Here is a 22,453-nt window from a genome sequence, read left to right as displayed (position 1 = left end):
TGTAATTTCTTCAAAAGGTCATATATTTAGTTGGATAATTATCATTAATTGATGAATCAAGATAATAAAGAATATAGAAAAAATAATTTATATAATGGTTTAAATGGACAATGCCTAATTAGTCCATTTGATTCAGAAAGCCCCCTATTTGAACCAAAAATCAGATTAGGGATACTTGCCTCAGGAGACGGTTCTAATTTTGAATACATTGTTAAATCAATTCAAAGCAAACAGCTTAATGCCGAAATCTCTATTCTAATTGTCAATAATCCGAATTGCTTAGCTATACAAAAGGCATTAAAATTCAATATACCCTATATAATCATTAATCATAGAGATTGTAATACGAGATTAGAACACGATATGTTGGTTATGGAAAAACTAGAGGAATTATCCGTAGAACTAGTTGTTATGGCTGGATGGATGAGAATTGTTGGTGAACAAATAATTAAAAGGTTTGAAAGCCGTCTAATTAATATACATCCATCACTCTTGCCTTCATTTAAAGGTATAGATGCAATACAGCAGGCAATCGATAACAGAGTAACTATTACTGGATGTACAGTTCATTATGTGCAAAAGGAAGTTGATTCTGGTTCAATAATTATTCAAGCTGCAGTCCCCCTTAAAGAAGAAGAAAGCAAAGAAACTTTAAAAAAAAGAATTCAAGATATGGAACATATAATATTACCTTTAGCAATAGCAAAAGTAGCTAAGAATATAAGAACTTGAGTTAAGGATAGTAGGTAATTTTAGGAAGACCCATATCTGATTCAAGTCCGTGCATAATATTTAAATTTTGTATAGCCTGACCTGCTTGACCTTTTAGAAGATTATCAATAACACTCATAAGTACTATTCGACCGTTACGTTTATCAACTTCTACAGAAATCATAATCTTATTTGTATTTTTAACCCATTTTGTTGCGGGATATGTTCCAACAGGCAAAATCTCAATAAATGGCTTGTTTTTATAAAAAGCTTCCAAAACAATTTTACAGTCATCAGCCGTTAATCCAGGATCCCTTAAACGAGCATAAACTGTTGATAAAATTCCCCTGACCATTGGAACTAAATGCGGGGTAAATTGTAAATTCACTTCATGGCCAGCAAAGTGACTAGCAATATTTTCAATTTCAGCTGTATGCCTATGACCAATTACTCCGTAAGGTTTAATTGATTCAGAACACTCAGATAAGAGCAATTGTTCGTTTGGATTCCTCCCTCCGCCTGATGTCCCTGATTTCGCATCAATAACAATTCCCTCACTTTCAATTAAACCCTGTTTTAAAAAAGGAATAAGAACACTCAAAGATGATGTTGGGTAACAACCTGGACATGCAATTAATCTTGACTTAGATATTTCACTACTAAATTCTTCTGAAAAACCATAAATAGCCTCTTCACATAATTCAAAGTCAAACCTTGGATATTTTGAAGACTCTTTTGCGTAAACTTCCTTCCATTTGTTTAGAGATTTAAATCTATAATCAGCCGACAAATCAAGAACTTTTATGCCATTTTCTAATAATAAAGGGGATAGTTGTGATGAGATTCCATTAGGTAAACTCAATATTGCGTAATCAGAAACTTTAGATATTTGTTCAATATTTGTAGAAGAAATTTCTTGATCAACTGAAATATTGATAAAAGGATTTGTTTCATTCCAACTTTTTCCTGCAGTTCGTTCACCTGCTAAATATGAAATATCAAATTTTGGATGCTCATTTATTAACTTAACAAGTTGTAGACCTCCATATCCGGAAGCTCCAATAATTGCGACCCTTCCCGCTTTTGGTTTATTAATTGCCATAACTTCAAGATTATTTCGTAGAATATAGAATATTCATTTGAGAATAATTAGCAAAGAACCATTTCACCACAAACTAGAGGAATAAGTTGAAATCAGAAGATTGTTATGAAATTGAATTTGATGATATAGCGGATGCTCTTGCCGCTATAAGGAACGGAGAATGTGTTGTTGTTGTTGATGATGAAAAAAGAGAAAATGAGGGAGATTTGATTTGCGCAGCTCAATTTGCAACTCCGCAGCAGATTAATTTCATGGCTAGGGAAGCAAGAGGATTGATTTGCTTAGCGATGCAAGGGAAAAGATTAGACGAATTAGATCTACCATTAATGGTTGATAGAAATACTGATTCGAACCAAACAGCATTCACTGTAAGTATTGATGCAGGTCCAGAATTTGGGGTCTCCACAGGAATATCAGCGGAAGATCGAGCAAAAACAATTCAAGTAGCCCTCAATAGTGAAACAAAACCAATTGATTTAAGAAGACCAGGTCATATTTTTCCCTTAAGGGCAAAAATTGGTGGAGTATTAAAAAGAGCAGGCCATACAGAGGCTGCAGTTGATTTATCATTATTGGCTGGCCTATCTCCGGCAGGTGTCATATGTGAGATTCAAAATCATGACGGCTCAATGGCGCGATTACCAGAACTTAAAAAATACGCCCAAGAAAGAAATTTAAAGTTGATAAGTATTGCAGATTTAATACACTACAGACTTGAGAACGAAAGATTTGTCTATAGACAAGCAGTTGCTAAATTGCCAAGTTTATTTGGTGATTTTAAGGCTATTGGATATAAAAATGAATTAGACGGATCAGAACATGTTGCGATAATAAAAGGTAATCCTGAGAATCTGAAGGAACCAGTTTTAGTACGAATGCACTCAGAGTGCCTTACCGGAGATGCCTTCGGATCTTTAAGATGTGATTGTAGGCCTCAATTAGAGGCTGCTTTATCAAGAATTTCTCAAGAAGGAGAAGGAGTAGTTGTATATCTCAGGCAGGAGGGAAGAGGGATTGGGTTGGTCAATAAATTAAAAGCTTACAATTTGCAGGATGGAGGCCTGGATACAGTAGAAGCAAATGAAAAATTAGGTTTTCCAGCAGATCTTAGAAATTATGGGGTCGGAGCTCAAATCTTGACTGATTTAGGAATAAATAGACTTAAATTATTAACAAATAATCCTAGAAAAATTGCTGGACTTGGAGGATATGGGCTTAAGGTAGAGACCAGAGTACCATTAGTAATTTGTCCAGGAGATCACAATGCAGCATACCTTGAAGTAAAGAGGGAAAAACTTGGACATTTAATTGATAATAATAAGCAAATAAATCTTACGAATGAGACACAAAATATAGTTGTTTTTTGGGATGGAAATATAACAAATAATGAATTGAAGCACTTTGAAAATAAGGCAAGTAAATGGTCAAGAAATCATTTTTTAAACATATCAATAGAAAATGCACCAAGATTAAGTGCCTTATGCGAAAACCCTATTTTTATATGGAATATTACACATAGAGATATTAAATCACAGTTAGAAAAAAATCTAATTGATAAAAGGTTGTTAGAATCTCTGTTAAAAGAACTATGTAACTGGGAAAAAACTGAAAGAATTGGAATAATTAAAAGCGACAATCATGAACAACTTATCCATCCATCTCAAAATATAATTATAGAAAAAAAGGATAAAAAAGAGCTTTCGATAATTGAAAGCTCTCCTTTATTTGACTGGAATCTAAAGGATAAAACTAGTATGATTATATGGAGCTAAAATCACTTTATAAGACTTACACTATTTATTTTAGTTCCATTAGTAATTGATAGAAGAACTTTCATATCTTCCGTTTTGCCGAAAACAGTATGGACTCCATCAAGATGCGGCTGTGGTGAATGGACTAAAAAGAATTGACTACCACCAGTATCCTTTCCAGCGTGTGCCATTGAGAGAGAGCCTGCAACATGCTTGTTGGGATTAATCTCACAATTAATTGAATAACCAGGCCCACCTGTACCAGGCATTCCTTTTGAACCTTCTCTTGTGTTTGGACATCCACCTTGAGCCATAAATCCATCTATAACTCGATGAAATGAAAGACCATCATAAAATCTTTCACTTACAAGCTTCAAAAAATTTTCTACTGTCCTTGGGGCATCATCATCAAAAAGGTCAATTGTTAATTGGCCCTTATCAGTGTTCATTAATACTTTCGACATTTTAAAAGATTTTTTTTCATAGTAACTGTTTTTAAAACTTAATGCATTAAAGTTATCTTATATGAGTAAAAATAAATTTAATTTAATTTAATTATTAGTAACTTTGGACAAAGCATGTCTTAAGTTTCCATTAGAATCAGCAAGTAATTTTTTAGCCTTAATAACATCTAAATTGGACAATGCAATTAATAATGATAATTTAACAGAACCATTAGTCATTTTAAGTAATCTAAAAGCTTCATCTTTATTAACTGATCCAACTTCTAATAAGATAGTAACCGCTCTATTCAACAACTTACTATTTGTAACTGAAAGATCGACCATTCTATTTCCATAAACCTTTCCTAATTTAATCATCACGGATGTTGAAATAATATTCAACGCCATCTTGGTTGCTGTGCCTGCTTTTAGTCTTGTTGAACCTGCAAGAATCTCCGGACCTGTCAACAATCTAATATCAATATCAGAAGAAATAAGTGAATCATTACGGGGAACAGATGAAATAGAAATTGTAAGTGCTTTTATACCTTTGGAATATTTTAATGCAGATAGAACATAGGGCGTTCTGCCACTTGCCGTTATACCAATTAATACATCATCCTTGCTAAACTTTTTTTCTTTTAGAGAAGAAATTGCAAGATCTTTACTATCCTCAAGATCTTCAGAACTTTTTGTTAAGGCAGGTTCTCCTCCCGCTATAATTCCTTGTACTTTTTCTGGTGATATACAAAAAGTGGGTGGACATTCAGAAGCATCAAGAACACCTAATCTTCCTGAAGTTCCTGCACCTATATAAAACAAACGACCATCTAATTTAAGTTTAGATGTAATCTCATCAATTGCTTTAACTATTTCTGGAATAGCTTTATTAACAGCTATTTGTGGTTCTTTATCTGCTTCAGAAAAAAGATTAACAATCTGTAAAGTAGACTTAGAATCTAAATCTAAAGAAGTTAAATTAATTTGCTCAGTTAATATCTGTAAGCTATTATCATCAGAATATTTATATGAATTAATCATAAAAGATTTTCTAGACGTTTTTTTATATCTTCAAGCTGTTCATCAGAAGACTGTTTATTATTTATATTTTGCCAGTTTCCTACTTCTAAATTTGAAAGAGGCGGAGAAATCATTAATCTTTCCTCATCAGTGCTAGGAATAAAACCTTTCTCAACAAAACGTGCCTCATATCCAGCCTCCAGACAGAAAGTCTCAATGTCAGATCTAGTTAATTTCTCGACAGAAGGGGTCGGAAAATCCTGAGCTTCAAGCAATCCACAATATCTTTGAGCATCATCTTTTTCTTGAAACATAAGGATTACTGTTGAGCCTTTAAGTTCGAGGGAATGTATTCCCTCATTTTGAGTCCCCGCATCATACAAAAGGACATGAACTAACATAATTATAATAAAACCAGCTTTATTATAAAACTATAAAATGAATAAACAATATTATTCTAATAATTTTCCATGGATAATTCGTTTAGACGTTGATATAATGCAATCTCAGAATCACATAAATTATCAGGTAACACAATAATTATTTCAACAATCTGATCACCACGATAGTCTTCATATTCCAAACCGCGACCTCTAAGCCTTAACATTCTTCCTGTAGAAGAATTCGGCGGGACTTGTAATGTAACCGTCCCATTAAGAGTAGGTACATCAACAGCACATCCCAATAAAGCATCATGTGGAAATAATTCAAGCCGGTATAAAACTCTTAAGCCATCAATTCTTAAACCTTCGTTTGTTTGAACTTTTAATTGTACAAAATGATCGCGGAAACCGATTGCTGCACCTTCTATACGTAATCTCCATCCATCACCAGCAAAAGGGGGAGTCAAAACTTCTACAAGAGTGCCATCTTCTAGTTGAATATCAACCGAAGAGCCAAAAAGTGCCTGATCTGGTGTAATTTCAACAATAGATTCTTGATCTTCATAAATCAATGTGGGTGGGGGAGAAGGTTCACTTGTCGCTGGAATATTTTCATTAATATTTGATTGATCATAATTATCATATTGATCTTCAGTTTGCTCAAATTGCTGATCATCTATATCATCAAATTCACTTTCAAAATTAGTTTTAATTCCCAATACAACATCCAAATATTCCTCGTAAGTTGGAAATCGATTATTGAAAATATCAATATTTTTATTATTTCTTTTCTCCCAATCAAGTCTTTTTTTTGGGTCACTTAGAACGGCATACGCTTCATTAATTAATTTGAATCTTTCTTCGGCATTCGAATCATTTTTATTTAAATCAGGATGCCACTTTCTCGCTTCTTTCCTAAAAGCTGCTTTAAGTTCAGAAGAATCACATTCAGGCGAAACTCCTAATAAAGACCAATAATTTGGTTCACCGGTAGTAGTCATTATCCCAAGGATCTAAGTCCCTTCTTCTATAGTTATTGTCACCATTTCGGTTCTGGCCTCTTTGTGAGTAATCCCAAGGGTCATCATCCCAGTAATCATCGGAAAATAATTCGTCTTTTAACGACCCAAAAGTATTTCTAATCCCTTGAATTGGATTTGACTCAGTTTTTCTTTCTGCTGATAAGCGACGGTTTAATCCAAAGAGTGCTTCTTGTAAAGAACCAACAGCATATTCAAGTTCTTGCAAATCATTTTCTTCGAGCAAATCTTCTACGTCTCTCATCGCAATTTCTACAGATCTCTGTTGTCTTTCTGCACCATAAGGACCTAATTCTAAAGAAGCATCTCTTAGTCTCCTCTCAGCTTGGGCTACGAGTGTTAATGCATTATTTTTTTGATCGATAGAAGCACGTTTTTTTCTGTCTTCTGAGGCTTTAGCTTTAGACTCTTCAATAAGTTTATCAACTTCGTTTTGATTCAAGTTTGAGCCGCCAGTAACACTTACAGACTGCTTCCTTCCTGTTGTTCTATCCGTTGCGCTTACTTCTAATAAACCATTTGCATCAATATCAAAGGCAACTTGAACTTGAGGGACACCTCTTGGAGCTGGAGGAATACCAGATAATCTAAATTTACCTAAAGATTTGTTGTCCGATGCCATTTGCCGTTCACCTTGCCAAATATGAATTTCTACTGATGATTGATTTGAGGCAGAGGTACTAAAAACATCTGATTGCCTAACAGGTATGCAAGTATTACGTGGAATTAAAACTTTCATCAAACCACCAACAGTTTCTAATCCCAGAGAAAGGGGAGTGACGTCATTCAACAAAAGATCTCTAAGCTCTCCTGAAATAATTCCGCCTTGAATAGCTGCCCCAATAGCAACCACTTCATCAGGATTAACAGATTGACAGGGAGGGTTCGGTACAAGAGTTTTAACTAATTGCTTTACCATTGGCATTCGAGTACTTCCTCCCACTAGAACTACTTCATCTATTTCTTCAGGTCTCCAACCTGAATCATCAATAACGGTATTGACAGGATCCAATAATTTATCAAGAAGATCATTACAAAGACTCTCATAAATATTTCTAGTCAGAGTTCTTTCAATATGTAATGGACCGTCATTACCAGTAGAAATAAAGGGGAGTGATATAGGGGTTGCTTGGACACCAGAAAGCTCCTGCTTCGCCTTCTCAGCCGCTTCAGTAAGTCTTTGTAATGATTGCCTATCTCTTCTCAAATCAATCTTATTTTTATTTAAAAAATCATCAGCAAGCCAATCAACAATCTTCTGGTCAAAATCATTACCTCCCAATTGAGTATCCCCTGAAGTAGCTTTCACATCAAAAACACCATTAGAAATTGACATTAATGACACATCAAAAGTTCCTCCTCCTAAATCAAAGACCAAGACCTTTCTTGAGGAACTTTTATCAAATCCATAGGCAAGAGCAGCTGAAGTGGGCTCATTTAATATCCTTTCAACATTTATACCAGCCAAATTTGCTGCGTCTCTAGTTGCTTGCCTTTGTGAATCGTTGAAATAAGCGGGCACAGTAATTACTGCTGAATCAACATTCTCTCCTAAATAAGTTTCTGCATCGTCTATTAACTTCCTAATAATGTTTCCAATCAATTCTTCCGGTGCATACTCTCTTTTAGTAACAGAAGATGTTACGCGAACATTTCCTTGATCATTAGCACGGACATTGTAAGGAACTGAAAGGCTATTTTCTTCAAGTTCATCCCAAGCTCTTCCAACAAATCTTTTTAAATTTGAAAAAGTATTTTTTGGATTTAGAACTAATTGCCTTCTTGCAAGTTGACCAACTAACAATTCAGATTCTTTAGTAAAGCCTACAACTGATGGTGTAGTCCTAGCTCCTTCCGCATTAGAAATAACTACTGGCCTACCAGCCTCCAACACCGCTACAACGGAATTTGTCGTTCCCAAGTCAATGCCAACAATTCTCCCCATGGCAATACTTATTTAAGCCCCACAGTAACTAGCGTTTAAGGTTATTCAATACTTATTATGTACCCTTCAACACTTAAAGCCAATCATTAACCCTACCTTAGTGAAAAATTTGAGATTAGATATAGATTCATAAAGTAAATGCTTTAGCTCGTGGACAAAGCAAGTACATCCAAATTTTCATTGAGGACAAGACCAACTTCAGAGAAGTTGGTAGATGTTGGGTTTAAAAATATTGTTGTTGCCTTGGCTTCAATGGTAGCCGTAGTGCTTTTTTCCATATTTGCTGTCGTTTACTATGAATCTACTGAATCAATTTCAAAATATGGACTGAGGTTTCTTTTTAGCTCTGCATGGAATCCAGTTACAGATGAGTACGGTGCATTCACAGCTATTTATGGGACCCTTTTTACATCGATTGCGTCATTATTAATTGCCATTCCATTGGGCGTCGGCACTGCAATATTTATAACTGAAAATATAATTCCCGAATATATAAGAAATGTAATTGGGATAATGGTTGAACTTTTAGCTGCTATTCCATCAGTAGTTTTAGGACTATGGGCAGTATTTATTATGGAACCTTTTATTAGACCATTTTTGAACATAATCTACGAACTATTGGGATTTATCCCATTTTTCAGCACCCAACCTTTGGGCGCTGGAATGATGCCAGCAATATTAATACTTGTGGTAATGATACTACCTATAATTACATCGATTTCAAAAGATTCACTAAAACAAGTTCCATCTAAACTTAGGCAAGCTGCCTATGGAATTGGAGCGTCAAGATGGACTACTATTTTTAAAGTTATTATTCCAGCCGCAATTTCTGGGATAACTGGAGGAGTTTTACTTGCTCTAGGAAGAGCTATGGGTGAGACAATGGCAGTTACTATGATTATTGGCAATTCAAATAACTTTAGTTGGTCAATATTTGCTCCTTCATATACAATTTCATCCATGCTCGCCAATCAATTTGGTGAAGCAGATGGAAGCCAAGTCTCTTCTCTAATGTATGCAGCATTAATCCTAATGATATTAACCTTATTGGTTAATGTATTTGCCCAGTGGATTGTAAAAAAATTAAGCTTAAAATATCAATAAATGAATTACACTTCAAAAAAATCTCTAACTTATAATCCCTCTCTAACTAGAAATATTGGGAACAAAGCCTTAACTATCATTTCTGCTCTTTTTGCCACCATTTCTGTACTTCCTTTAATATTAGTCATAAGCTATGTATTAATAAAAGGTGGAAGTTATATAAACTTAGAGACCTTAATTCTTGAACCTGAGCCACCAGGAGATGATCTTCTCTCAGCTGGAGGAATAGGGCCAGCAATAACTGGAACTTTAATAATGGCAGTTATTGCTTCAATAATATCAATACCTGTTGGAGTAGGAGGTGGAATATATCTTGCCGAATATTCAAAATCAGGAAACTTTGCAAAATTTATAAGGTTTGGTTCAAATGTACTTGCAGGGGTACCTTCTATAATTGCTGGTGTATTTATATATGCAATTATTGTATCTACCAAAATATTATTTGGATCAATGTTCAGCGGTATTGCAGGCGGAATATCACTTTCAATTCTAATGCTTCCAACAATAATTAAAACTACTGATGAAGCACTTAAATTAGTTCCAAATGATATGAGAAAAGCTGCATTTGGTGTTGGCGCCTCAAAATTCATAATGATAACAAATATCACATTACCAGCTGCATTTAGTTCAATTTCTACAGGCGTATTATTGGCACTCGCTAGGGCAGCAGGAGAAACAGCTCCATTAATATTTACAGCTCTTTTCTCACGTTACTATATTACAAGTTTTGATGATCTTTTCTATGAAATGGGTTCATTGTCAGTGTTAATTTACAATTTCGCTCTTGAACCATATGAAGCTCAAAACCAACTAGCATGGGCAGCATCATTCATATTAGTTGTTGTACTTTTAAGTCTTAATATCCTTTCAAGATGGATAGGCAGACTTGGTGCTTTTTCAAAAAATAAAGTATAATTATGAGCAAAACTAATAATAAAATAAGCTAATGAATAAAAAAAATATAAAATCTACATATTCAATCTCACTCGATAATGTATCAATTACATATGGCAATTCAGTTGCAGTTAAAAATGTGTTTTGTGATATTCAAAAGAATCAAGTTACATCTTTTATTGGTCCATCAGGTTGCGGTAAATCAACCGTCATCAGAGCAATCAACCGAATGAACGATTTAATAGAAGGTTGCAAATTATCAGGCAGTGTTATTTTTGAAGGTATAGATATATATGCAGAGGATATAGATCCAGTTGAGGTTAGAAGGAGAATTGGTATGGTTTTTCAACAACCCAATCCTTTTCCTAAAAGTATTTACGAAAATATTGCCTTTGGTGCAAGAGTTAATGGATATAAAGGTAATATGGATCAATTAGTAGAAGAATCTCTTACAAAGGCTGCCGTTTGGGATGAGTGCAAGGATAAATTAAACGAAAGTGGTTATTCATTATCTGGTGGTCAACAACAAAGATTATGCATAGCAAGGACAATTGCTATTGAACCTGATGTGATCTTAATGGATGAGCCATGCTCAGCACTAGATCCATTATCTACATTAAAAATTGAAGAGACAATTCATGAATTAAAGAAGAATTTTACAATTATCATTGTTACGCACAATATGCAACAAGCTAATAGAGTCAGTGATTACACAGCTTTTTTCAACACAGAGAAAAAAGAGAAGGATTTAGGTGGAAAAATTGGATTTTTAGTTGAGTTTGATAAAACAAAAAACATGTTCAATTCACCAAAGCAAAAATCAACTCAAGACTATATCTCTGGAAAATTTGGATAACCACTAAAGCTTTTTTTATTAAAAGTTACCATGCGGGACGGAGAGAGAGGGATTCGAACCCTCGATAGGGTTGCCCCTATACAGCATTTCCAGTGCTGCGCCTTCAACCACTCGGCCACCTCTCCTTGAAATCAGCAATAAAATGTTTTCCAATTGCTGAATTTAAATATATACCACAGAGACAGGTCTTCTTGAAAATTCAACTATCGGATTTATTTATTAAATACTTTTTTACTAAACAAGTTCCTAGTAATCAATAATTTATTAAAGAGAATAAATGGATTTAAAGACAAATAGAATCTTCCAATAGTAGACGATTAATATAAACAAAAATAATAGCCATGGTTATACCATCTTGTAAAACCGCTTCTTTGAATGCAGGTCTAGATAAAGATGAAATTCATAAATTATTAGAAATTGCCAAGCAGGCCGCAGAAAGAGGGGGAGCATCGCTGATGAATAATTATGGAAGGATTAAAACGATAAAGTGTAAAGGAACTGCTGGAGATCTTGTCACTAATGCAGATATAGAATGTGAAAAAATAATAATAGAATATTTAGAAAAAGAGACGCCTTACATTTCTATTCTTGCTGAAGAAAGCGGATATAAGTCAAAGGATGGAGAATTAAAATGGTGTATAGACCCTCTTGATGGAACAACAAACTATGCTCATGGATATCCATTTTTCGCAACTTCAATAGGTTTAATTTGGAATAGCAATCCAATATTGGGAGCCATATCAGTACCATCTTTGAATGAAATTTATTACGCATCTCCAGAGCATGGATCATTTTGTAATGGCGATAAAATAAATGTAACGAACACGAATTCCTTATCTGATTCACTCTTAGTTACAGGTTTCGCATATGACAGACGAGAAGTATTAGATAATAATTATTCAGAATTTTGTTGGCTAACCCATCTTACCCATGGGGTAAGAAGAGGAGGAGCAGCCGCTGTAGATCTAGCCTTTGTGGCCTCAGGCAAAGTGGATGCTTTTTGGGAACGTGGACTTGCAAAATGGGATATGGCAGCAGGGGTACCATTAGTTGAAATGGCGGGTGGAATAGTTTCCAATTATCCTTTCGGAGATTTTGATCTCACTACCGGCAGAATTCTTGCTTGTAATCCAAACATACAAAATGAGCTCAAAAATGAACTTGCAAAAATTAGACCATTAACTCCTAACTCTTATGGTGGAAAATAGTCCTAATTTATGTGATCCTTAAGTAATAAAAAGATTCAAATAATGACATTGCAACCTGCCTCGGGTGCGCGCGACTTAAATCCTCAGCAAGTAAGAAAGAACCATCTCATTGCATCTAAACTTTCATCTTTATATCAACTATGGGGATATGAGCGAATATCACCGCCACATATTGAACGTCTAGACACACTTATGGCAGCTGGTGGAATTTCAAACAATGAAATACTAAAAATCGTTTCTGATGAACCTCTTGGATTAAGACCTGAAATAACAGCTTCAATTGTTCGTGCTGCTTCAACTAGATTTGATGAATATGAAAGGCCACTTCGTTTCTGGTCGACAGGTACTTCATTTAAATGTAATCAAAGTATTGATGGTGGTATTGATATCGAGGAGTCATTTCAAAGCGGAGTGGAATTGATAGGAACAAAAGCTATTAATGCAGAGATAGAACTTCTAACTTTACTGATTGAATCATTGAAAACAATTGAAATTGCTCAGGAATATAAAATGACATTACTTATTGGTAATACATATCTATTGGAACTTATTTTAAGCTCGTTTGATTCAACTAAAATAGATCAAATAAAAGATATTCTCTGCGATCTAGATTACATAGCATTGAGTAAACTAGATATAAAAGATGAACAAAGAATTTTTATAAAAAAGATCCTAAATATGAGAGGAGCACCAGAGAAAATATTAACTGATCTAACAAATATCTATGGATCGAATTCTTATATTGAAAACCTAAAGGAATTATTTACTATTATTGAACCATTAGCTAACGAGAAGGAGATAGCAGTGCAACTAGACCCTACATTAGGGACTAAATATAAATTGTATAGTGGTTTAACCTTCTCACTTGTTTCATCATCCCCAAGTGCTCCAGTTATTATTGCTAAAGGCGGTAGATATGATGATTTGGTAAAGAAATTCAGCTCTAGCGATCATAATTGCTTCGGAATTGGATTTAGTATTAGCATTGATAAAATCAGGGAATTAGTCTCCTCAAACGAGGAAATGAAAGGTAATAATCAAAAAGTATTAATCGCATACAAGCAAAGTGCAAGTATCTATAAAGCATTAAAACAACAAAAGGAATGGCACAATAAGGGAATTATTTCTGTAATTTCACATGAACCTCGAAAGAAAAATGATGCAACAAATCAACTTTTAAAATCCAATAGATGCACAAAAATTGAATGGATAGATTGATATAAATTAACTATATCATTTAAATATTTGTCAGGGATCGAAAACTATTGGCCTGGAATCAATAATACTTTTGCACTTAACGCCTAAACAGAAATTCGTATCGCTATGATAATAAAAATTTCAATAAGTCATGCCTGTTAAAGAAGAAGGAACTATTCTTATTCACACAGAAAATATATTCCCAATAATTAAAAAAGCAGTCTACTCAGATCATGAAATATTCATTAGAGAGCTTATAAGTAACTCCGTAGATGCAATCAAAAAAAGAAAAATGGCCGCCTTTGCAGGAGATTGTGTCGCGGCTGAAGATGAAAAAATTAAAATCTCAATTGACAGAGAACATAAGACATTGACAATTAGTGACAATGGAATAGGAATGACTAGTGATGAAATTAAGAAATATATTAATCAAGTCGCTTTCTCAAGTGCAGAAGAATTTCTTGAAAAATATAAACAACCTGATGATGGATTTATAGGTCATTTTGGACTAGGTTTTTATTCTAGTTTTATGGTTGCAGAAGAAGTTGAAATAATAACTAAATCAGCAAAAAATGATTCACAAGCTGTAAAATGGAAATGTAATGGTTCACCTCAATATTCACTTGATGAATCAGATAAAGAAGAAATTGGTACAGATATAATTTTACATTTAATGGAAGATGAAATTGAATACATTGAACCAAGCAGAATTAAAACATTAATAAAAAAATATTGTGATTTCATGCCTATTGAAATCACACTAGAAGAAGAAGTTATCAATAAAATGAATCCACCATGGAGAGAAAGTAAACAAAATCTAAAGGACCAAGATTATATAGAACTCTATAAATACCTCTATCCTTTCCAAGGCGATCCCCTTTTATGGGTTCACCTAAACACAGACTATCCATATAATTTGCAAGGTATATTATATTTTCCAAAGTTAACTGGAAGAGCCGATTGGGAAAGTGGTGAAATCAAACTTTTCTGCAATCAGGTATTTGTTAGCGACTCAATTAAAGAAATTGTGCCTAGATACTTATTACCTTTGAGGGGAGTAATAGATTCACCTGATATTCCCTTAAATGTAAGTAGAAGCGCATTACAATCAGACAGAAGAGTTAAATCTATAGGTAACTTTATTGCAAAGAAGTTAGCCGACAAGCTTAAAACATTAAAGAAAGATGAAACCCAATTTTATGCTGATATTTGGGACTCAATATCACCCTTTATAAAAATAGGAGCTATGGAAGATGAGAAATTTGCCGAACAAGTAACAGAGATAATTTTATATTCAACAACAAAAAACACTTCAGCAGATAATGAAGACTCTAATGAACTAATACAATCTGGATCAAAGACTTTTACCACCCTTGAAGGTTATAAGAATAGGCTAACTGATGAGAACAAAAAGGTTTTATATTCAACGGATGAAGTCTCTCAATCAACAGCACTCAACATGTGGACTTCTCAAGGCAAAGAAGTTTTAAAACTTGATACTGTTATTGATACCCAATTTATTCCTTGGCTAGAGGAAAAAAATAAAGAAATAAATTTTGTCAGAGTAGACTCCGAACTTGATGAGAGCGTTAAAGATGATTCACCTGAAATCGCTGATAAAGATGGAAATACTAAGTCAGAAACACTTAAAAAGATGATTAGTTCAGCTCTAAACAATGAAAAAGTGACAGTACAAGTGCAAAGCCTTAAAGGTGAGAATTCCCCACCTTCATTAATATTATTACCAGAACAAATGAGAAGAATTAATGATATAACAGCATTAATGGAACAGAAACTTCCCGGTCTACCTGAATATCATAATTTAATTGTCAATTCAAACCATCCACTTGTTCAAGGATTATTAAAGTTAAACTCCAACCCAATAGTTATTGAAGGGTCAGGCAAATCAGAGGATAGCCAATTAGCCAGTGACATCGCAATCCATGTTTATGAGATGGCCAAACTGTCAATTGGAGGTCTCGAGAATAAAGATATCGCAGCTTTTCAAACTAGGAATGCTGAGGTCTTAGGGAAATTAATGCAAAAATTCGTTTAATCTCAACCTCATTTGATAGAATAAAAAAACGATCAAGTTTAAAAAATGTCTAGGGTTTGCCAACTTACAGGCACAAGAGCTAACAACGGAATGTCAGTCAGCCATTCCCATATTAGAACCAAAAAATTGCAGCACGCAAATCTGCAACAGAGGAGATTATGGTGGGAAGAAGAAAACAAATGGATCAATATAAGAGTAACGACAAGAGCACTAAAAACTATTCAGAAGAGGGGATTAGGAAATTATGCTAAATCATTAGGGGTAGATTTAAACAAATTATAAATTTGATTTGTTAATCAAATGAAAAGAAGACAATTTATAAAATTTTTTGTTTTATTTTCTAATATTTTATTTGTTAAACCCTCAAAATTATTTGCAAGTATAAATACTGTTAGCCTTGGTCAAAAAGCACCTGATTTTTTATTAAATGGTTTCAACAAAAACAATCCGGATAAAAAAGAATGGTCTCTAAGTGATTTTTTAGGTAAATGGTTAATTTTATATTTTTACCCTAAAGATTTCTCAAGTGGTTGTACATTACAAGCCAAAGCATTTCAAGATAATCTTTCTAAGTTTAAAAAACTTAATTGCTCTGTAGTTGGAATCTCTGCTGACAATGAAGAAGAACATGAATCATTTTGTACATCCGCGAAACTTGGTTATACCCTACTTTCAGATACAACAGGAGAAATAAGCAAATCATACGATTCATGGTTATATCCCTATTCAAAAAGAAATACATTTATGATCAATCCAAAGGGTATAGTTGTATATAAATGGATAGGAGTAAGACCCATAGGACATGCTCAAGAAGTTTTAGAAGAGCTTAATAAACAAAAGAAAATATATGCATGAACTTTCTTTAGGAACATGGTTTATCCATATTGCAACTCTATTTGAGTGGGGGATTGCAATAATAGTAATTGACTATATTTCATCAATATCCAATAACAGAGCTTTGGGATATTTTGCTTTAGCAATGTTGCCAAATCTTGCTAGTGCTATGGCCGCAATCACTTGGCATATATTTGATAACAGTATTGAATTAAAAGGATTAGTTGTACTACAAGCAGCTCTTACAACTGTAGGAAATATATGTCTTGCATTTGCTGCATGGAACTTGTTTAGATCTGAGTCATCACAACCAAACCAATGAATATTTCAATTCTTAGTCTTGAGTCGATTGCACGAATTGACCCAAGCCCATTTTTCGTCCTTTCACTAATTCCTTATCTAGTATTCCTGCGTTATGCGGGCAAAACAAAAGCGATACCAAAAATATCATTTATTGGTTTTAAGTTAACTCTCTTATTTGTATTCATGACGATAGTTTTTGCAATAATCGCACAAATTTATTTTGGGGATGAATTAACAAATGTAGATGTACTGCACGGACTAGCAGAATCGTTTTTAACGATTAGCGATGCATTTATTGTTTACGGTTTTGTTTTGATGCTGCAGTCATTCAAAAGTAAAACAGAAGTAAAAAACTCTTAAGAGGTGAGTAACATTTGACGCAAAAGGATTCTTTATGGTCGATAATGAGTTTATTCAATAGGGATAAAAGATGCTCACAACATTATTAGCAGCAGCTGATCCAGTGACATTTCAGTGGTCTCCAAAATGTGCCGTAGTGATGATCATTTGCAATTTACTTGCTTATGCAATTGCAAGATCAAATATTGAAAAGCCAAACGAAGGTTTTCCTATGCCTAATTCTCAGTTTTATGGGGGACTAAGTCATGGTTCTTTTGTAGCTGCAAATTGCTTAGGCCATGTTTTGGGAATAGGTTCAATTTTGGGTCTTGCTGCTAGGGGAGTTTTATAAAGTAATTTTATAAATTTAATCTAATAAAAAAAGGATTATTGATATAAATAATCCTTTTTTTGTTTTTTATATCTAATTAATTAAAATTAAATTTATTTTTAATTTGATCAGCCATCATTTCTGGAGTTAACCCAAGAGATTCTTTACTTTGCTGTGGTGTAGCATGATCTACTAATTTATCTGGTATTCCTATTCTTAATGTAGGAACAAAAATGTCATTATCATTAAAAGATTCAACTACTGCAGATCCAAAACCTCCCAATAATGTCCCTTCTTCCATTGTAACTACCTTGCCAATTCTTTTAGCAGCGTGATGAATAGCTTCCTCATCTAATGGTCTTATAAAGCGGGCATTAATAACAGTGCAATTCACTCCAAATTCTTTGAGTAAAGCCGCTGTTTTAATTGCTGGGCAAACCATAGATCCATAGCCGATTATTAATAAATTTTCGCCCTCTTCTAATATCTCGGCCTTACCAATTTCAAGAGACTCCCATCCCTCTTCCATCAGCGCAGCCCCCTCTCCAGAACCTCTAGGTATTCGTAGAGCTGAAGGACCATTGTGATTAATACATGTAACTAACATTTGCTGCAGTTCAGACTCATCCTTTGGAGCCATAACAGTAAAATTAGGGACACATCTCAAATAACTAATATCATATTGACCCTGATGGGTTGGGCCGTCAGCGCCAACAATGCCAGCTCTATCTAAGACAAAAGTTACAGGTAAATTCTGTATTCCAATATCATGAATTAACTGATCATATGCTCTTTGTAAGAAGGTACTGTAAATAGCTACAACTGGTTTGATTCCTTCGCAAGCCATTCCACCCGCAAGAGTTACAGCATGTTGTTCAGCTATGCCAACATCTACATATTGATCTGGAATAGCTTTCTGTAAAAGGTTTAAGGCAGTACCTTCTGCCATCGCTGCAGTAATTCCAACTATCTTGCTATCTTGCTCGCATAATTTTACTAAAGTTTGACCAAAAACCTTACTAAAACTTGGAGGTTTAGGTGTTTTAGAAGGAATAGATTTCCCCGTCGTCAAATCAAAAGAAGACTGGGCATGGTAACCAACCTGGTCAGCCTCAGCATATGGATAACCTTTTCCCTTTGTAGTAGCTACATGGACCATTACAGGTCCACCAACTTTATGCGCAGCATTAAAAGTTCTTGTCAATTCAGAAATATCATGGCCATCTACAGGTCCCATGTAAGTAAAACCCAATTCCTCAAAAACTGCACCAACACTTGGAACTGCCAAACGTCTTACGCTACCAGTAAGAGATTTAAATTCCTCTTGAATAGCATCACCCATGAAAGGAAGATTTTTTACACTTTCTTGAACACTGTCCGATATGAATTGGACAGGTGGACTATGTCGCATTCGATTTAAATAAGTCGACAAGGCTCCAACTGGTGGAGAAATCGACATATCGTTATCATTTAATACAACTAAAAGAGGTGTTTTTGGAAGATGTCCTGCATGATTAATGGCCTCTAAAGCCATTCCTCCTGTCAAAGCACCATCACCAATTACTGCAACACATTTATAATCTCCACCTTTTCGATCTCTAGCAAGCGCCATCCCAAGGGCTGCAGAAATAGATGTACTCGCATGACCTGCCCCAAAATGATCAAATTTACTTTCTGATCTTTTTAGGTAACCTGCTACTCCTTTTTGTTGCCTAAGTGAATCAAATCTCTCATATCTTCCAGTCAACAACTTGTGTGGATATGCCTGATGTCCAACATCCCAAATAACTTTATCGACATCTAAATCTAAAGTCTGATAGAGAGCAATTGTTAACTCAACAACACCAAGACCTGGACCTAAGTGCCCACCACTAGTAGAAACTACTTGGAGATGCCTTTCTCTTATTTGGCAAGCGACATCTTCCAATTCACTAATGGGTAAGCCATGAAGCTCATTCGGATGACTTAACTGGCTCAGACGCATATAACTCTGAGATTGAATCCCTCCAATCTACGAGGTCTACCCTACATTTTGATAAAACTTGCACAAGAACAAATGGAATGTAGAAAATACACAAACCAAAAATCGGTGAAAAGCTAGATATGGAGGACTATCTACAGAAAATACTAAGAGCTCGCGTTTATGACGTTGCTGAAGAAACCCCACTAGAAAGGGCAAAAAACTTAAGTAAAAAATTCAAAAATGATATCTGGTTTAAGAGAGAAGACCTTCAACCAGTTTTTTCATTTAAGTTAAGAGGTGCATTTAACCGCATGTCTCAGCTAACCAAGGAAGAGCTAAATAAAGGAGTTATTGCTTCAAGCGCTGGGAATCATGCGCAGGGAGTTGCTTTAAGTGCATCATTTCTTAAATGCAGAGCCGTGATTGTGATGCCTCTGACAACTCCCATAATGAAAGTAAGGGCAGTTGAATCACATAAGGCAGAAGTTATTCTTTTCGGTGAAACATATGATGAATGCTACGAAAAATCACTAGAAATATCTAAAAAAGAAAATCTAACCTTCATCCATCCATTTGATGATCCTGAAGTTATAGCGGGACAAGGAACAATAGGTCTAGAGATACTTCGGCAGAGCCATAAACCACCTGACGCCATTTACATCGCCGTAGGAGGAGGTGGACTTATTGCTGGAGTAAGTGCATATGTAAAAGCAATATGGCCAGATACAAAGATTATTGGTGTTGAACCTGAAGATGCTTGCGCAATGACACTTTCAATAAAAGCCAACAAGCCAGTTGAGCTTGACAGTGTTGGTCTATTTGCAGACGGCGTTGCCGTTAGGAAAGTCGGAAAAAAGACATTCGCAATTTGCAAAAACAATGTTGATGAAATGATCACTGTAAATACCGACGAAATATGTGCAGCAATAAAAGATGTTTTCGAAGATACTCGTTCAATTCTTGAGCCCGCAGGTGCATTAGCAATAGCTGGTTTAAAAAAACACGTTATTAAGAACAATTTAAAAAATAACAACTTAGTGGCTATAGCTTGCGGAGCAAATATGAATTTTGAAAGACTAAGATTTGTAGCAGAAAGAGCCGAATTAGGAGAAGAAAAAGAAGCAATGCTAGCTGTAGGAATACCCGAAAAAGCTGGTAGTTTAAAGCTTTTATGTGAAACGCTTGGAGCAAGAAGTTTAACTGAATTTAGTTACAGAATGTCAGAAGGTTCTACCGCACAAATATTTATGGGTGTTGAAGTTTCAGATACTGTTGATAGAAAATTATTAATTAAAGAAATAAAGAAAAATGGTTTTGACTGTCATGACTTAAGTGATGATGAGCTTTCTAAGGTACATCTCAGGCATATGGTTGGAGGCAGACTCCCAAGATCGATCAAAGAATCATCTCAAGGAGAATATAAAGAATTGCTTTACAGATTTGAGTTTCCAGAGAGGCCTGGCGCGTTAATGAGATTTGTAAACTCTATGAGACCAGAATGGACAATAAGTATTTTCCATTACAGAAATCACGGGGCAGACACTGGGAGAATAGTAATAGGTTTACTTGTGAAAGATTCTGATATTCCATCGTGGAATAATTTTCTTGAAAAAGTAGGCTATAAAAATTGGAAAGAAACAAATAATCTTGCTTATAAATTATTTTTAGGTGCAGAGTTGAAGTAGACGAGGTAATTTTGGATATCAAATAAAATAACTTTAAAAGAAACTCATGGATGAGAGCAGACAAATATCATTGCCAGCAAGAATTGAAGCCATTCTTTATCTCAAGGGAAGGCCAACATCATCAAAAGAAATGGCAGATCTTCTTGAAAAAGATATTAGTGAAGTAGAAAAAGCACTTTGGGAACTTAAGGCTGGATATGCTCAACGAGATACTGCTTTAGAAATTAACGAAAGTAAGAATTTTTACAGCCTAGAACTAAGGCAAGGGCTTGGTGAGTTAGTCCAGGATCTACTCCCAGCGGATTTATCAATTGCCACTCTAAGAACTCTTGCCACAGTTGCCTTGAAAAAGAAAATACTTCAATCTGAATTAGTTGATTTAAGAGGATCTGGAGCATACGATCACATCAAAGAACTTGTAGATAAAAATTTTGTAGAGAGAAGACGGCAAAAGGATGGACGTTCATTTTGGTTAACTCTCTCGGAAAAATTTCATCAAACATTTTCTGTATTACCCGAACCAGATCAAGCAGAAGATAAAAATGCGGCATAATATAGGTTGAGAATTTTATAGCTAATGGGTTACGAAATCATTCCAACAATTCTTCTTGTACTTCTAAAAACACTTGGAATTTATTCAACAATACTGATCATTAGGGTTTTACTTACATGGTTCCCAAATCTTGATATGAGTAATCCAATACTTTTAAATCTATGTGCAATTACTGATCCCTACTTAAATTTTTTCAGAGGAATAATCCCTCCAATTGCAGGCTTAGATCTTTCACCTATTTTAGCTTTTATAGTTATTAGAGTTGTTCAAGGAATACTTGGTAACGCCGCTTCATTGGCTATTGGAGGATTTCAAATGTATTGATAATCACTACATTAACGGTCATCGCCACTGCCTTGAATTTTTCCTCTAATTTTACGGCTATTAAGTTTTTTCAAGTTTGCATTAGCAACGTCCTCTAGTTCATAACCCAATTCGCTGGAAAGTTGTGAGATGTACCAAAGGACATCACCTAATTCAAATTTAATTGCATCCTTACTATCTTTATCAAATACGCCCTTCTTATCTCTTAGAATTTTTTTGACTTTATCAGCAACCTCACCTGCTTCTCCAACAAGACCTAATGTTGGGTAAACAGCATTACTACCGACATCAGGATAAAGAGCTGTCTTACGAGATTCTCTTTGATAATGATTCAGTTCCATGTTTATTTTCTTGAAAAAACAAAGTTGACGATTCAACCACAATCAGATGTTAGTTTTTTCTAATCACAAG

General features: G+C 34.7%; 24 protein-coding genes and 1 tRNA gene. 16 read left to right on the top strand and 9 right to left on the bottom strand.

What is annotated here, in order from left to right; all coding sequences use genetic code 11:
• The first annotated feature begins 51 nt into the window (after positions 1 to 51).
• Positions 52 to 732 carry a phosphoribosylglycinamide formyltransferase gene (gene purN, locus AC6EJB_RS01670; protein WP_498491999.1) on the top strand — a complete coding sequence of 227 codons (681 nt, stop codon included), beginning with the start codon at positions 52 to 54 and terminating at the stop codon, positions 730 to 732.
• 1 nt (position 733) lies between these two features.
• Here purN and argC read toward each other — a convergent pair whose 3' ends face one another.
• Positions 734 to 1,813: an N-acetyl-gamma-glutamyl-phosphate reductase gene (gene argC, locus AC6EJB_RS01665; protein WP_498491998.1), complete on the bottom strand. Its 1,080-nt coding sequence runs from the start codon at positions 1,811 to 1,813 to the stop codon at positions 734 to 736.
• An 86-nt stretch (positions 1,814 to 1,899) separates the two neighbouring features.
• Here argC and ribBA point away from each other — a divergent pair, with 86 nt between their 5' ends.
• Positions 1,900 to 3,585 (top strand): bifunctional 3,4-dihydroxy-2-butanone-4-phosphate synthase/GTP cyclohydrolase II, encoded by a 1,686-nt coding sequence (gene ribBA / locus AC6EJB_RS01660; protein WP_498491997.1) that lies wholly within the window; start codon positions 1,900 to 1,902, stop codon positions 3,583 to 3,585.
• A gap of 2 nt (positions 3,586 to 3,587) precedes the next feature.
• Here the strand turns inward: ribBA and AC6EJB_RS01655 are convergent, their stop codons facing one another.
• The 5 genes from AC6EJB_RS01655 to dnaK all read right to left on the bottom strand — a co-directional run bounded on the left by AC6EJB_RS01655 (position 3,588) and on the right by dnaK (position 8,395).
• Positions 3,588 to 4,028 carry a peptidylprolyl isomerase gene (locus tag AC6EJB_RS01655; RefSeq protein ID WP_498491996.1) on the bottom strand — a complete coding sequence of 147 codons (441 nt, stop codon included), beginning with the start codon at positions 4,026 to 4,028 and terminating at the stop codon, positions 3,588 to 3,590.
• Positions 4,029 to 4,115: 87 nt separating this feature from the next.
• Positions 4,116 to 5,048 carry an N-acetylmuramic acid 6-phosphate etherase gene (gene murQ, locus AC6EJB_RS01650; protein WP_498491995.1) on the bottom strand — a complete coding sequence of 311 codons (933 nt, stop codon included), beginning with the start codon at positions 5,046 to 5,048 and terminating at the stop codon, positions 4,116 to 4,118.
• Positions 5,045 to 5,428, bottom strand: coding sequence for a DUF3110 domain-containing protein (locus AC6EJB_RS01645; RefSeq protein WP_498491994.1), 384 nt, complete (start codon positions 5,426 to 5,428; stop codon positions 5,045 to 5,047). Before AC6EJB_RS01645 ends, murQ begins: the two co-directional genes overlap by 4 nt.
• Positions 5,429 to 5,484: 56 nt before the next feature.
• Positions 5,485 to 6,411: a DnaJ domain-containing protein gene (locus AC6EJB_RS01640; RefSeq protein WP_498491993.1), complete on the bottom strand. Its 927-nt coding sequence runs from the start codon at positions 6,409 to 6,411 to the stop codon at positions 5,485 to 5,487.
• Entirely contained in the window at positions 6,395 to 8,395 is a 2,001-nt protein-coding gene (gene dnaK, locus AC6EJB_RS01635) for a molecular chaperone DnaK (protein WP_498491992.1), read from the bottom strand. The genes AC6EJB_RS01640 and dnaK overlap by 17 nt, the downstream gene beginning before the upstream one ends.
• 150 nt (positions 8,396 to 8,545) lie before the next feature.
• Here dnaK and pstC point away from each other — a divergent pair, with 150 nt between their 5' ends.
• From pstC to pstB, 3 genes are read left to right on the top strand one after another with little or no spacing between them, the layout of a single operon-like run.
• Positions 8,546 to 9,499 carry a phosphate ABC transporter permease subunit PstC gene (gene pstC / locus AC6EJB_RS01630; protein WP_498491991.1) on the top strand — a complete coding sequence of 318 codons (954 nt, stop codon included), beginning with the start codon at positions 8,546 to 8,548 and terminating at the stop codon, positions 9,497 to 9,499.
• The gene (gene pstA / locus AC6EJB_RS01625; RefSeq protein ID WP_498491990.1) at positions 9,500 to 10,414 is read left to right on the top strand and encodes a phosphate ABC transporter permease PstA; all 915 of its coding nucleotides are present in this window, start codon (positions 9,500 to 9,502) and stop codon (positions 10,412 to 10,414) included.
• A 31-nt stretch (positions 10,415 to 10,445) separates the two neighbouring features.
• Positions 10,446 to 11,249, top strand: a complete 804-nt coding sequence (pstB, locus tag AC6EJB_RS01620; protein WP_498491989.1) for a phosphate ABC transporter ATP-binding protein PstB — start codon at positions 10,446 to 10,448, stop codon at positions 11,247 to 11,249.
• 38 nt (positions 11,250 to 11,287) lie between these two features.
• Here the strand turns inward: pstB and AC6EJB_RS01615 are convergent.
• Positions 11,288 to 11,374 (bottom strand) — tRNA-Ser (locus AC6EJB_RS01615).
• Between the two features lie 216 nt (positions 11,375 to 11,590).
• Between AC6EJB_RS01615 and AC6EJB_RS01610 the strand changes: the two genes are divergently transcribed.
• From AC6EJB_RS01610 to psaK, 8 genes are all read left to right on the top strand, one after another.
• Positions 11,591 to 12,457, top strand: a complete 867-nt coding sequence (locus AC6EJB_RS01610; protein WP_498491988.1) for an inositol monophosphatase family protein — start codon at positions 11,591 to 11,593, stop codon at positions 12,455 to 12,457.
• A gap of 42 nt (positions 12,458 to 12,499) precedes the next feature.
• A complete protein-coding gene (locus AC6EJB_RS01605) occupies positions 12,500 to 13,675 on the top strand; it encodes an ATP phosphoribosyltransferase regulatory subunit (RefSeq protein WP_498491987.1) in 1,176 nt (391 codons plus the stop codon).
• A gap of 130 nt (positions 13,676 to 13,805) precedes the next feature.
• A complete protein-coding gene (htpG, locus tag AC6EJB_RS01600) occupies positions 13,806 to 15,710 on the top strand; it encodes a molecular chaperone HtpG (protein ID WP_498491986.1) in 1,905 nt (634 codons plus the stop codon).
• A 45-nt stretch (positions 15,711 to 15,755) separates the two neighbouring features.
• Positions 15,756 to 15,992: a 50S ribosomal protein L28 gene (rpmB, locus tag AC6EJB_RS01595; RefSeq protein ID WP_498491985.1), complete on the top strand. Its 237-nt coding sequence runs from the start codon at positions 15,756 to 15,758 to the stop codon at positions 15,990 to 15,992.
• 18 nt (positions 15,993 to 16,010) lie between these two features.
• Positions 16,011 to 16,565, top strand: coding sequence for a peroxiredoxin (locus AC6EJB_RS01590; protein ID WP_498491984.1), 555 nt, complete (start codon positions 16,011 to 16,013; stop codon positions 16,563 to 16,565).
• Entirely contained in the window at positions 16,558 to 16,866 is a 309-nt protein-coding gene (locus AC6EJB_RS01585; protein WP_498491983.1) for a DUF2499 domain-containing protein, read from the top strand. Before AC6EJB_RS01590 ends, AC6EJB_RS01585 begins: the two co-directional genes overlap by 8 nt.
• Positions 16,863 to 17,207, top strand: a complete 345-nt coding sequence (locus AC6EJB_RS01580) for a DUF3593 domain-containing protein (protein WP_498491982.1) — start codon at positions 16,863 to 16,865, stop codon at positions 17,205 to 17,207. Before AC6EJB_RS01585 ends, AC6EJB_RS01580 begins: the two co-directional genes overlap by 4 nt.
• 70 nt (positions 17,208 to 17,277) lie before the next feature.
• On the top strand, positions 17,278 to 17,538 hold the full coding sequence (gene psaK / locus AC6EJB_RS01575; protein ID WP_498491981.1) for a photosystem I reaction center subunit PsaK: 261 nt from the start codon (positions 17,278 to 17,280) through the stop codon (positions 17,536 to 17,538).
• 76 nt (positions 17,539 to 17,614) lie between these two features.
• Here the strand turns inward: psaK and dxs are convergent, their stop codons facing one another.
• Complete coding sequence (gene dxs / locus AC6EJB_RS01570; protein ID WP_498491980.1) at positions 17,615 to 19,501, bottom strand: 1-deoxy-D-xylulose-5-phosphate synthase; 1,887 nt, start codon at positions 19,499 to 19,501, stop codon at positions 17,615 to 17,617.
• Positions 19,502 to 19,620: 119 nt separating this feature from the next.
• On the opposite strand from dxs, the gene ilvA reads away from it, so the two are divergent.
• Genes ilvA through AC6EJB_RS01555 form a run of 3 tightly spaced genes read left to right on the top strand, consistent with a single transcriptional unit; the run spans position 19,621 to position 22,042 of the window.
• On the top strand, positions 19,621 to 21,165 hold the full coding sequence (gene ilvA / locus AC6EJB_RS01565; RefSeq protein ID WP_498491979.1) for a threonine ammonia-lyase, biosynthetic: 1,545 nt from the start codon (positions 19,621 to 19,623) through the stop codon (positions 21,163 to 21,165).
• 46 nt (positions 21,166 to 21,211) lie between these two features.
• On the top strand, positions 21,212 to 21,718 hold the full coding sequence (scpB, locus tag AC6EJB_RS01560) for an SMC-Scp complex subunit ScpB (protein ID WP_498491978.1): 507 nt from the start codon (positions 21,212 to 21,214) through the stop codon (positions 21,716 to 21,718).
• A 24-nt stretch (positions 21,719 to 21,742) separates the two neighbouring features.
• On the top strand, positions 21,743 to 22,042 hold the full coding sequence (locus tag AC6EJB_RS01555; protein ID WP_498491977.1) for a YggT family protein: 300 nt from the start codon (positions 21,743 to 21,745) through the stop codon (positions 22,040 to 22,042).
• Positions 22,043 to 22,053: 11 nt separating this feature from the next.
• On the opposite strand, the gene AC6EJB_RS01550 is transcribed toward AC6EJB_RS01555, so the two are convergent.
• Positions 22,054 to 22,383 (bottom strand): nucleoside triphosphate pyrophosphohydrolase family protein, encoded by a 330-nt coding sequence (locus AC6EJB_RS01550; protein WP_498491976.1) that lies wholly within the window; start codon positions 22,381 to 22,383, stop codon positions 22,054 to 22,056.
• Positions 22,384 to 22,453 lie beyond the last annotated feature (70 nt).

This window comes from Prochlorococcus sp. G4PB17 (assembly GCF_059772445.1).
This window is presented reverse-complemented; position numbering and strand designations above follow the sequence as displayed.

Bases quoted from the DNA above. Each gene is read 5' to 3' on its own strand.
- purN (WP_498491999.1), top strand. From the start codon at position 52: ATGAATCAAGATAATAAAGAATATAGAAAAAATAATTTATATAATGGT.
- psaK (WP_498491981.1), top strand. From the start codon at position 17,278: ATGCTCACAACATTATTAGCAGCAGCTGATCCAGTGACATTTCAGTGG.
- pstA (WP_498491990.1), top strand. From the start codon at position 9,500: ATGAATTACACTTCAAAAAAATCTCTAACTTATAATCCCTCTCTAACT.
- ilvA (WP_498491979.1), top strand. From the start codon at position 19,621: ATGGAGGACTATCTACAGAAAATACTAAGAGCTCGCGTTTATGACGTT.
- AC6EJB_RS01640 (WP_498491993.1), bottom strand. From the start codon at position 6,411: ATGACTACTACCGGTGAACCAAATTATTGGTCTTTATTAGGAGTTTCG.
- AC6EJB_RS01555 (WP_498491977.1), top strand. From the start codon at position 21,743: ATGGGTTACGAAATCATTCCAACAATTCTTCTTGTACTTCTAAAAACA.
- AC6EJB_RS01585 (WP_498491983.1), top strand. From the start codon at position 16,558: ATGCATGAACTTTCTTTAGGAACATGGTTTATCCATATTGCAACTCTA.
- dxs (WP_498491980.1), bottom strand. From the start codon at position 19,501: ATGCGTCTGAGCCAGTTAAGTCATCCGAATGAGCTTCATGGCTTACCC.
- AC6EJB_RS01655 (WP_498491996.1), bottom strand. From the start codon at position 4,028: ATGTCGAAAGTATTAATGAACACTGATAAGGGCCAATTAACAATTGAC.
- murQ (WP_498491995.1), bottom strand. From the start codon at position 5,048: ATGATTAATTCATATAAATATTCTGATGATAATAGCTTACAGATATTA.
- dnaK (WP_498491992.1), bottom strand. From the start codon at position 8,395: ATGGGGAGAATTGTTGGCATTGACTTGGGAACGACAAATTCCGTTGTA.
- htpG (WP_498491986.1), top strand. From the start codon at position 13,806: ATGCCTGTTAAAGAAGAAGGAACTATTCTTATTCACACAGAAAATATA.
- AC6EJB_RS01610 (WP_498491988.1), top strand. From the start codon at position 11,591: ATGGTTATACCATCTTGTAAAACCGCTTCTTTGAATGCAGGTCTAGAT.
- rpmB (WP_498491985.1), top strand. From the start codon at position 15,756: ATGTCTAGGGTTTGCCAACTTACAGGCACAAGAGCTAACAACGGAATG.
- AC6EJB_RS01645 (WP_498491994.1), bottom strand. From the start codon at position 5,428: ATGTTAGTTCATGTCCTTTTGTATGATGCGGGGACTCAAAATGAGGGA.
- AC6EJB_RS01605 (WP_498491987.1), top strand. From the start codon at position 12,500: ATGACATTGCAACCTGCCTCGGGTGCGCGCGACTTAAATCCTCAGCAA.
- AC6EJB_RS01550 (WP_498491976.1), bottom strand. From the start codon at position 22,383: ATGGAACTGAATCATTATCAAAGAGAATCTCGTAAGACAGCTCTTTAT.
- pstB (WP_498491989.1), top strand. From the start codon at position 10,446: ATGAATAAAAAAAATATAAAATCTACATATTCAATCTCACTCGATAAT.
- AC6EJB_RS01580 (WP_498491982.1), top strand. From the start codon at position 16,863: ATGAATATTTCAATTCTTAGTCTTGAGTCGATTGCACGAATTGACCCA.
- argC (WP_498491998.1), bottom strand. From the start codon at position 1,813: ATGGCAATTAATAAACCAAAAGCGGGAAGGGTCGCAATTATTGGAGCT.
- scpB (WP_498491978.1), top strand. From the start codon at position 21,212: ATGGATGAGAGCAGACAAATATCATTGCCAGCAAGAATTGAAGCCATT.
- AC6EJB_RS01590 (WP_498491984.1), top strand. From the start codon at position 16,011: ATGAAAAGAAGACAATTTATAAAATTTTTTGTTTTATTTTCTAATATT.